This is a genomic window from Stutzerimonas balearica DSM 6083 (assembly GCF_000818015.1).
GTDB classification, from domain to species: Bacteria; Pseudomonadota; Gammaproteobacteria; order Pseudomonadales; family Pseudomonadaceae; genus Stutzerimonas; species Stutzerimonas balearica.
In genome coordinates, this window is record NZ_CP007511.1 from 3745571 (window position 1) to 3755000 (window position 9430).

At 55.9% G+C, this 9430-nt stretch carries 8 protein-coding genes, 4 tRNA genes and 2 rRNA genes (1 of these 14 only partly in view); all 14 read right to left on the minus strand.

Features of this window, described 5'->3' with window-relative positions; genetic code table 11:
- Positions 1 to 153: 153 nt before the first annotated feature.
- A complete protein-coding gene (gene rplA / locus CL52_RS17450; RefSeq protein WP_041110224.1) occupies positions 154 to 849 on the minus strand; it encodes a 50S ribosomal protein L1 in 696 nt (231 codons plus the stop codon).
- Positions 849 to 1280 (minus strand): 50S ribosomal protein L11, encoded by a 432-nt coding sequence (gene rplK / locus CL52_RS17455; protein ID WP_041110223.1) that lies wholly within the window; start codon positions 1278 to 1280, stop codon positions 849 to 851. Before rplK ends, rplA begins: the two co-directional genes overlap by 1 nt.
- A gap of 109 nt (positions 1281 to 1389) precedes the next feature.
- Positions 1390 to 1923, minus strand: coding sequence for a transcription termination/antitermination protein NusG (gene nusG, locus CL52_RS17460; RefSeq protein WP_041110222.1), 534 nt, complete (start codon positions 1921 to 1923; stop codon positions 1390 to 1392).
- A 9-nt stretch (positions 1924 to 1932) separates the two neighbouring features.
- Positions 1933 to 2301: a preprotein translocase subunit SecE gene (gene secE / locus CL52_RS17465; RefSeq protein WP_041110221.1), complete on the minus strand. Its 369-nt coding sequence runs from the start codon at positions 2299 to 2301 to the stop codon at positions 1933 to 1935.
- 44 nt (positions 2302 to 2345) lie between these two features.
- A tRNA-Trp gene (locus CL52_RS17470) sits at positions 2346 to 2421 on the minus strand.
- 52 nt (positions 2422 to 2473) lie between these two features.
- Complete coding sequence (gene tuf / locus CL52_RS17475; protein ID WP_043222066.1) at positions 2474 to 3667, minus strand: elongation factor Tu; 1194 nt, start codon at positions 3665 to 3667, stop codon at positions 2474 to 2476.
- Positions 3668 to 3751: 84 nt separating this feature from the next.
- A tRNA-Thr gene (locus tag CL52_RS17480) sits at positions 3752 to 3827 on the minus strand.
- A 19-nt stretch (positions 3828 to 3846) separates the two neighbouring features.
- Positions 3847 to 3920 (minus strand) — tRNA-Gly (locus CL52_RS17485).
- Between the two features lie 24 nt (positions 3921 to 3944).
- Positions 3945 to 4029 (minus strand) — tRNA-Tyr (locus tag CL52_RS17490).
- A gap of 127 nt (positions 4030 to 4156) precedes the next feature.
- Positions 4157 to 4834 (minus strand): SPOR domain-containing protein, encoded by a 678-nt coding sequence (locus CL52_RS17495; protein WP_043222068.1) that lies wholly within the window; start codon positions 4832 to 4834, stop codon positions 4157 to 4159.
- Between the two features lie 10 nt (positions 4835 to 4844).
- A complete protein-coding gene (locus CL52_RS17500; RefSeq protein ID WP_043222070.1) occupies positions 4845 to 5576 on the minus strand; it encodes a type III pantothenate kinase in 732 nt (243 codons plus the stop codon).
- Entirely contained in the window at positions 5573 to 6529 is a 957-nt protein-coding gene (gene birA, locus CL52_RS17505; protein WP_063613259.1) for a bifunctional biotin--[acetyl-CoA-carboxylase] ligase/biotin operon repressor BirA, read from the minus strand. Before birA ends, CL52_RS17500 begins: the two co-directional genes overlap by 4 nt.
- 108 nt (positions 6530 to 6637) lie before the next feature.
- Positions 6638 to 6753: ribosomal RNA gene (rrf, locus tag CL52_RS17510) — 5S ribosomal RNA — on the minus strand.
- Positions 6754 to 6888: 135 nt separating this feature from the next.
- Positions 6889 to 9430 (minus strand): 23S ribosomal RNA (locus CL52_RS17515) (it continues 349 nt past the right edge of the window).

Sequence of the window (9430 nt, forward strand, 5' to 3'; positions counted from 1 at the left end):
CCGGACGGGTGTTGGTGTCGATTCGGTATGAATCGGGAGCACCTCTGCGTAGGCTTTCACGTTTAAGGCTTGCGCCGCCTACGGTCTTGGATAGCCCCCGCCAGGCAGGGACCCCAATTTAATGCAGAGCCCGCCAAGCGGGCTCCGCCGAACTCACGCCTCGAGAGAAGCCTGGTCGATAATCAGCCCCGGCCCCATAGTGGTGCTCAGGGTCACGCGCTTGACATAGATACCCTTGGAGGTCGAAGGCTTCAGGCGCTTCAGATCCGCCAGCAGAGCCTCAACGTTCTGCTTGAGCTGCTCCGGAGCGAAGCCAACCTTGCCGACCGAAGTGTGAATGATACCGTTCTTATCGGTACGGAAGCGCACCTGACCAGCCTTGGCGTTTTTCACAGCCGTGGCGACATCAGGCGTGACCGTGCCAACCTTCGGGTTCGGCATCAAACCACGCGGGCCGAGAACCTGACCCAGCTGACCTACGACGCGCATGGCATCCGGGGACGCGATGACCACGTCATAGCTCAGATCGCCGCCCTTCATTTCGGCAGCCAGATCGTCCATACCAACGCGGTCAGCACCCGCAGCCAGAGCTGCTTCGGCCGCCGGCCCCTGCGTGAAAACGGCAACCCGTACGCTCTTGCCAGTACCGTTAGGCAGAACGGTCGCACCACGGACGACCTGGTCGGATTTGCGCGGATCGACACCCAGGTTGATCGCGATATCAAACGACTCGGTGAACTTCACAGCCGACAACTCGGCGAGCAAGCCGGCGGCCTCCTCGAAACCGTACTGCTTGCCAGCCTCAACCTTGGCGGCAATGGCCTTCTGGCGCTTGGTCAACTTAGCCATTACACACCCTCCACGTTCAGACCCATGCTGCGAGCAGAACCAGCGATGGTGCGCACAGCAGCCTCGAGGTCAGCAGCGGTCAGATCGGCATTCTTGGTCTTGGCGATCTCTTCCAGCTGGGCGCGCGTAACAGTGCCCACCTTCTGAGTGTTCGGACGAGCGGAGCCACTGGTGATACCAGCAGCCTTCTTCAGCAGCACTGCTGCCGGGGTGCTCTTGGTCTCGAACGTGAAGCTCCGGTCGCTATAAACAGTGATGATCACCGGAGTAGGCAGACCAGGCTCCTGCCCCTGCGTACGGGCATTGAAGGCCTTGCAGAACTCCATGATATTGACACCATGCTGACCGAGCGCAGGACCGACCGGCGGCGACGGGTTGGCCTGACCGGCCTTAACCTGAAGCTTGATATAAGCTTGAATTTTCTTAGCCATTAGCTACTCCGTTCTTGGGTTAGACGCCTTTCGGCTCCCCTTACCAGCATCTCGCCGACAAAAAACCCCGCAGCCTGCTGGCAGCGGGGGTCAGGGATGCAATTTTCCGTCAGACCTTTTCGACCTGACTGAACTCGAGCTCCACCGGAGTGGAACGCCCGAAAATCAGCACCGCAACCTGAATGCGGCTCTTCTCGTAATTGACCTCTTCAACGACGCCGTTGAAGTCGGCAAACGGCCCGTCCACAACCCGAACCACTTCACCTGGCTCGAACAGGGTCTTGGGCTTCGGCTTATCACTGCCATCAGCAACCCGACGCAGAATCGCCTCAGCCTCTCGATCAGTGATAGGCGCAGGCTTATCAGCGGTACCACCGATGAAGCCCATGACACGCGGGGTATCCTTCACCAGGTGCCAAGTGCCTTCATTCATATCCATCTGAACCAACACGTAGCCTGGGAAGAATTTGCGCTCACTCTTGCGCTTCTGCCCGTTGCGCATCTCCACCACCTCTTCGGTGGGCACGAGAATCTCGCCAAAAAACTCTTCCATGCCTGCAAGCTTGACGCGCTCGACCAGCGAGCGCATCACATGCTTTTCATAACCCGAATAAGCATGCACAACATACCAACGCTTAGCCACGAGACATCCTTAACCTACGATCATGGAAACCAGCCAACCCAGCAGCGAGTCGAGCCCCCACAACAGCAAGGCCATGACCAGGACCACAACCACAACGATCAGTGTGGTCTGCGTAGTCTCCTGGCGAGTCGGCCAAACGACCTTGCGAATCTCGATGCGCGCCTCTTTAAGGAGGACACCGAATGCACGCCCCTTCGAAGTCTGAAAGGCCACAAAGCCAGCGACAGCAGCGACAGCAACAAGCGCCAGGACGCGATAGAGAATCGGCTCTGCGGAATAGAACTGATTACCCACGACAGCAACCAGAACCAAAGCAGCCACTACAAGCCACTTCACCAGATCGAAGCGCGAGTCTTTGGCCTCAGCCTTGACATTCATCTGCTAGAACCTTCTAAAGACTGCCGGACTTTCAATTTGAAAGTTGGCAGGCCAGGAGGGAATCGAACCCCCAACCTGCGGTTTTGGAGACCGCCGCTCTGCCAATTGAGCTACTGGCCTAGAAAGAGACAGGCCGACTATTATGCCGACCTGCAGAGGCTATATCAACTAATTATTCAACAACCTTAGCGACCACGCCGGCACCAACGGTACGACCACCTTCGCGAATAGCGAAGCGCAGGCCATCTTCCATGGCGATCGGCTTGATCAGGGTGACAACCATCTTGATGTTGTCGCCCGGCATAACCATCTCAACGCCTTCCGGCAGTTCGCACGAACCGGTCACGTCGGTGGTACGGAAGTAGAACTGCGGACGGTAGCCCTTGAAGAACGGGGTGTGACGACCACCTTCTTCCTTGGACAGCACGTACACTTCCGCTTCGAACTTGGTGTGCGGCTTGATGGTGCCCGGCTTGGCCAGAACCTGACCACGCTCAACCTCGTCACGCTTGGTGCCACGCAGCAGCACACCGCAGTTCTCGCCCGCACGACCTTCGTCGAGCAGCTTGCGGAACATCTCGACACCCGTACAGGTAGTCTTGGTGGTCGGACGCAGACCAACGATTTCGATCTCTTCCTGCACCTTGATGATGCCGCGCTCGACACGACCGGTAACCACGGTACCGCGACCGGAGATCGAGAACACGTCTTCGATCGGCATCAGGAACGGCTTGTCGATAGCACGCACCGGCTCCGGAATGTAGCTGTCCAGGGTCTCGACCAGCTTCTTGACCGCAGTGGTGCCCAGGCCGTTCTCGTCTTCGCCGTTCAGCGCCATCAGCGCAGAGCCAACGATGATCGGCGTGTCGTCGCCCGGGAAGTCGTAGGTGCTCAGCAGGTCGCGAACTTCCATCTCGACCAGTTCCAGCAGCTCGGCGTCGTCGACCATGTCGGCCTTGTTCAGGAACACGACGATGTAAGGAACACCTACCTGACGGGACAGCAGGATGTGCTCACGCGTTTGCGGCATGGGGCCGTCAGCAGCCGAGCAAACCAGGATCGCGCCGTCCATCTGGGCAGCACCGGTGATCATGTTCTTCACATAGTCGGCGTGACCCGGGCAGTCAACGTGCGCATAGTGACGAACGTTCGAGTCGTACTCTACGTGAGCGGTGTTGATGGTGATACCACGAGCCTTCTCTTCCGGCGCGCTGTCGATCTTGTCGAAGTCGACGCGAGCGGAACCGAACACTTCCGAGCAAACGCGGGTCAGCGCAGCGGTCAGAGTGGTCTTGCCATGGTCAACGTGACCGATGGTGCCGACGTTGACGTGCGGCTTGTTACGTTCGAACTTCTCTTTTGCCATCGAGACCGCCTCCCATGATCGTGCTAATTAGGTGATCACCATTAAAACAAAGGCAGATATTCTCATATCTGCCTTTGTTTGATTTGGAGCTCATGAGCGGATTTGAACCGCTGACCTCACCCTTACCAAGGGTGTGCTCTACCAACTGAGCTACATGAGCATAAAAAACATTCACATGCTGGAGCGGGTAGCGGGAATCGAACCCGCATCATCAGCTTGGAAGGCTGAGGTTCTACCACTAAACTATACCCGCGTAAGCTTGCGCCTGCGCTTAATCTGGTGGAGGGGGAAGGATTCGAACCTTCGAAGTCGATGACGTCAGATTTACAGTCTGATCCCTTTGGCCACTCGGGAACCCCTCCAAAGTGAGGCGGCATTTTCCATGCCTTTCCTCAGTCTGTCAACCTTTTTCTCATTTAAAATCTTGAGCTTAGGTTGTCAGTCACTTGGTAGCGCACCTATTGGTGCCTTCCCGAAGCGGGCGCCATTCTATTCAAACACGCGTGGTGATGCAATGGCATCGCACGACATCTGAGCATGCTGCATCGCAGGCATGCTCGACACCAGACCTTCAAGCAGCCCTTCATCGACCAAATGGCTGTCGCGAGGCTCAACACGAACCCAGTACCTGCGGTGCATACGCGGCAACTCTCTGATCAAGGCTTCGTAGTCGATGTCTCTCAAGCGTGCCACGACCGCCTCCGCAGAATCCCGCTGCGTAAAAATTCCCAAGGATATTCCGTTGGCCAGATCCCCAACCGTCACGATATAGCTGTCGATATTTCGAGATTGCAGCTCGCGCAGCTGACGCAGAGAGGCGGCCCGAGAAGCAAGCGGAGGCAGATACACCCAATAATCAGTACCAGCGTTTGTTTCAATGACCTGAACGCCTGACTTGATATCCAGACTGAGCAGGCGCTGCTCAACTTGGCGCGCCGCCGCTTCCTGATCGAACCCGCCCAAAAAAAGACAAAGCCCAGGCTCCGGCGCCCGGGAAGAACTTTCGCGAAGAGGCGGCGGAGCCTCCGTCACCAGCCGAAGGGCGGAAGACGAGGCCGTGTATCCCTCGACGGGCGCAACCTGGTGAACCCTGAACGGCGCCTGCTGCTGATGAGCCAAGTAGTAAAAGACGTTGAGGGTAAGCAACAAGAGCAATAGCCAGCGCATTACAGGCTCCTCAAGGGCAGACGATAGCCAACCCACGAAACACTAGATCGGGCACGTGCTCGGTTGAAGCGCTGTCGGAGACCAGCTCCGCATCCCCGCCCGTCAGGTAGACCTTGGGGCAATCACCTAGGATCGATCTGGCGTTCTCGATCTGGGCCTGGACATAAGCCTTCAGCATGAGCCGACAACCTCGATCCACGCCTTCCTCGGTGTTTCGCCCCGGATCGTTTAGAGTGCCGACAGGGAGTCCTTCACCCAGCGCTATACGCCCTGTGGACGACGACAACTGACGACGCAGCAACGCCAGCCCAGGCGCGATATAGCCACCAAGATGCTCTCCGTTGCCGCGAACCAGATCCACGGTAACAGCAGTCCCTAGGTCGATGACCACAAAGGATCGCCGACAAAGAGCGAACGCGCCTAATATCGCAAGCCAACGATCCACACCTAACTGCTCGGGTCTATCGTAGCCATTCGTCACACCGGCATAGCTCGTAGCAACCGACGCCTGAGCCAGCCCTTCACTGGCGTAACTTAGAACCAAATGCGCGATCGCCTGGGTTTCTTCGTGGCTTCGCACGCTAACTAAACGCGCACGCGCTATTTGCCAATCAGTGTTTGCGCTTAGCCAGGCAGCCAACCCCTCCTTGTCTCTGGACGAGGCTACCGCCAGGACCATGCCCTCATTGGAGACCACCCTCGATTTGATTAAACTATTACCGCAGTCCAGTTCAAGAATCATTCAATCCGTCTCAAGCTAAGCTCGCCCCCACAGAATACCTGTTCGCGACCATCAACTCGCAGCCTAATCCCGCCCTGCCCGTCGACACCTAGAACAACTCCTTCAATTGAGGTCAACGGCGTACTCAGCAGGCATTCCTCCCCCTGCCACAGATGGGCTTGTTCCCATTCATCCTTGAATGCGTGAAAGCCCCTGTCTAGGAAACGCTGGAGATAACGTTGCAGTTGCTGCGCAAGCTGTATAGCCAAGGCCGACCTATCTACGAACCGCCCAAGTTGAAGCCGCAACGAGGTCCACTCCTGATCGATGCTAGAAGCAGACTCGGTCATATTGACATTGACTCCTATACCAATTGCCACCTGGCACAGGTCCGCCGGGTCGCCAGCTATTTCGACCAGAATCCCAGCGATTTTTTTTCCATGGGAGTAGATGTCGTTAGGCCACTTAAGCCCACCGTTTGCCAATCCTTCTGACTCGAGGGCGCGTAGCGTGGCGATGCCAACTACGAGACTCAGGCCTGCAAGTTGCGCGAAGCCCCCAGCGACAGAGCACCCCAAGGTAAAGTACAGGTTTTCGCCGTAGGGGCTAACCCAATGCCGACCTCGGCGACCACGCCCATTGGATTGCGCCTCAGCCAGCACAACGAGTGGCTGCCTGGACCGCCCCGCCATTAGCCTTAACGCTTCAGCGTTTGTGGAATCTATTTGTGAGCGCAGCGAGAGCGCCCAACTGAGCTCGGCTAGCGAGGGAAGGAGTCTCGATGAATCCAGTAGTGAAAGCGGATTAGCCAGGCGATAGCCCTTGCCTGGAACCCGATGAATGGCGATACCGCTTTCCTCTTTAGCCTTCTGCAACACTTTCCATACAGCAGCTCTCGATATCCCGAGCTCCTTACCTATGACTTCGCCCGAATGGAAACGGCCGTCCTGCAGGATATGTAGCACCTTTTCAATTTCCATTTCGATGCATCTCCCCCTGCAGGTTTACTTGCGACTGATAGTTTCCGCCGAGCAAAGACAAACCCCCGACCAGCGAATGCGGGTCGGGGGTTTGGTATAGGTGCTTGACGATGACCTACTCTCACATGGGGAAGCCCCACACTACCATCGGCGATGCGTCGTTTCACTGCTGAGTTCGGGATGGGATCAGGTGGTTCCAACGCTCTATGGTCGTCAAGCAATTCGGTTGCTGTATCGGTGTTGAGTCGTTACAGCGAATTGGGTATGTGATGTCTGGCTTTGCAGTTCAATTCGAATTTTCGGCTGTTGTCGGCTTCGACCGACCCACAATCGTCAGATTGTTTGGGTGTTATATGGTCAAGCCTCACGGGCAATTAGTACAGGTTAGCTCAACGCCTCACAACGCTTACACACCCTGCCTATCAACGTCGTAGTCTTCGACGGCCCTTCAGGGAGCTCGAGGCTCCAGTGAGATCTCATCTTGAGGCAAGTTTCCCGCTTAGATGCTTTCAGCGGTTATCTCTTCCGAACATAGCTACCCGGCAGTGCCACTGGCGTGACAACCGGAACACCAGAGGTTCGTCCACTCCGGTCCTCTCGTACTAGGAGCAGCCCCTCTCAAATCTCAAACGTCCACGGCAGATAGGGACCGAACTGTCTCACGACGTTCTAAACCCAGCTCGCGTACCACTTTAAATGGCGAACAGCCATACCCTTGGGACCGGCTTCAGCCCCAGGATGTGATGAGCCGACATCGAGGTGCCAAACACCGCCGTCGATATGAACTCTTGGGCGGTATCAGCCTGTTATCCCCGGAGTACCTTTTATCCGTTGAGCGATGGCCCTTCCATACAGAACCACCGGATCACTAAGACCTACTTTCGTACCTGCTCGACGTGTCTGTCTCGCAGTCAAGCGCGCTTTTGCCTTTATACTCTGCGACCGATTTCCGACCGGTCTGAGCGCACCTTCGTACTCCTCCGTTACTCTTTAGGAGGAGACCGCCCCAGTCAAACTGCCCACCATACACTGTCCTCGATCCGGATGACGGACCAGAGTTAGAACCTCAAGCATGCCAGGGTGGTATTTCAAGGATGGCTCCACGCGAACTGGCGTCCACGCTTCAAAGCCTCCCACCTATCCTACACAAGCAGGCTCAAAGTCCAGTGCAAAGCTACAGTAAAGGTTCACGGGGTCTTTCCGTCTAGCCGCGGATACACTGCATCTTCACAGCGATTTCAATTTCACTGAGTCTCGGGTGGAGACAGCGCCGCCATCGTTACGCCATTCGTGCAGGTCGGAACTTACCCGACAAGGAATTTCGCTACCTTAGGACCGTTATAGTTACGGCCGCCGTTTACCGGGGCTTCGATCAAGAGCTTCGCTTGCGCTAACCCCATCAATTAACCTTCCGGCACCGGGCAGGCGTCACACCCTATACGTCCACTTTCGTGTTTGCAGAGTGCTGTGTTTTTAATAAACAGTCGCAGCGGCCTGGTATCTTCGACCGGCATGAGCTTACTGAGCAAGTCATTCACCCTCACCGGCGCACCTTCTCCCGAAGTTACGGTGCCATTTTGCCTAGTTCCTTCACCCGAGTTCTCTCAAGCGCCTTGGTATTCTCTACCCGACCACCTGTGTCGGTTTGGGGTACGGTTCCTGATTACCTGAAGCTTAGAGGCTTTTCCTGGAAGCATGGCATCAACCACTTCGCTTTCTAAAAGAAAGCTCGTCATCAGCTCTCGACATTGAGATCCCGGATTTACCTAAGATCCCTGTCTACCGCCTTAAACTTGGACAACCAACGCCAAGCTGGCCTAGCCTTCTCCGTCCCCCCATCGCAGTAACCAGAAGTACGGGAATATTAACCCGTTTCCCATCGACTACGCTTTTCAGCCTCGCCTTAGGGACCGACTCACCCTGCGTCGATTAACGTTGCGCAGGAACCCTTGGTCTTTCGGCGTGCGAGTTTTTCACTCGCATTGTCGTTACTCATGTCAGCATTCGCACTTCTGATACCTCCAGCAAGCTTCTCAACTCACCTTCACAGGCTTACAGAACGCTCCTCTACCGCTCAACTTACGTTGAACCCGTAGCTTCGGTGCATGGTTTGAGCCCCGTTACATCTTCCGCGCAGGCCGACTCGACTAGTGAGCTATTACGCTTTCTTTAAAGGATGGCTGCTTCTAAGCCAACCTCCTAGCTGTCTAAGCCTTCCCACATCGTTTCCCACTTAACCATGACTTTGGGACCTTAGCTGACGGTCTGGGTTGTTTCCCTTTTCACGACGGACGTTAGCACCCGCCGTGTGTCTCCCGTGCTGACACTTGCTGGTATTCGGAGTTTGCATCGGTTTGGTAAGTCGGGATGACCCCCTAGCCGAAACAGTGCTCTACCCCCAGCAGTGATACACGAGGCGCTACCTAAATAGCTTTCGAGGAGAACCAGCTATCTCCGAGCTTGATTAGCCTTTCACTCCGATCCACAGGTCATCCGCTAACTTTTCAACGGTAGTCGGTTCGGTCCTCCAGTCAGTGTTACCTAACCTTCAACCTGCCCATGGATAGATCGCCCGGTTTCGGGTCTATTCCCAGCGACTAGACGCCCTATTAAGACTCGCTTTCGCTACGCCTCCCCTATTCGGTTAAGCTCGCCACTGAAAATAAGTCGCTGACCCATTATACAAAAGGTACGCAGTCACCTAACAAAGTAGGCTCCCACTGCTTGTACGCATACGGTTTCAGGTTCTATTTCACTCCCCTCTCCGGGGTTCTTTTCGCCTTTCCCTCACGGTACTGGTTCACTATCGGTCAGTCAGTAGTATTTAGCCTTGGAGGATGGTCCCCCCATGTTCAGACAACGTTTCACGTGCGCCGTCCTACTCGATTTCACTTC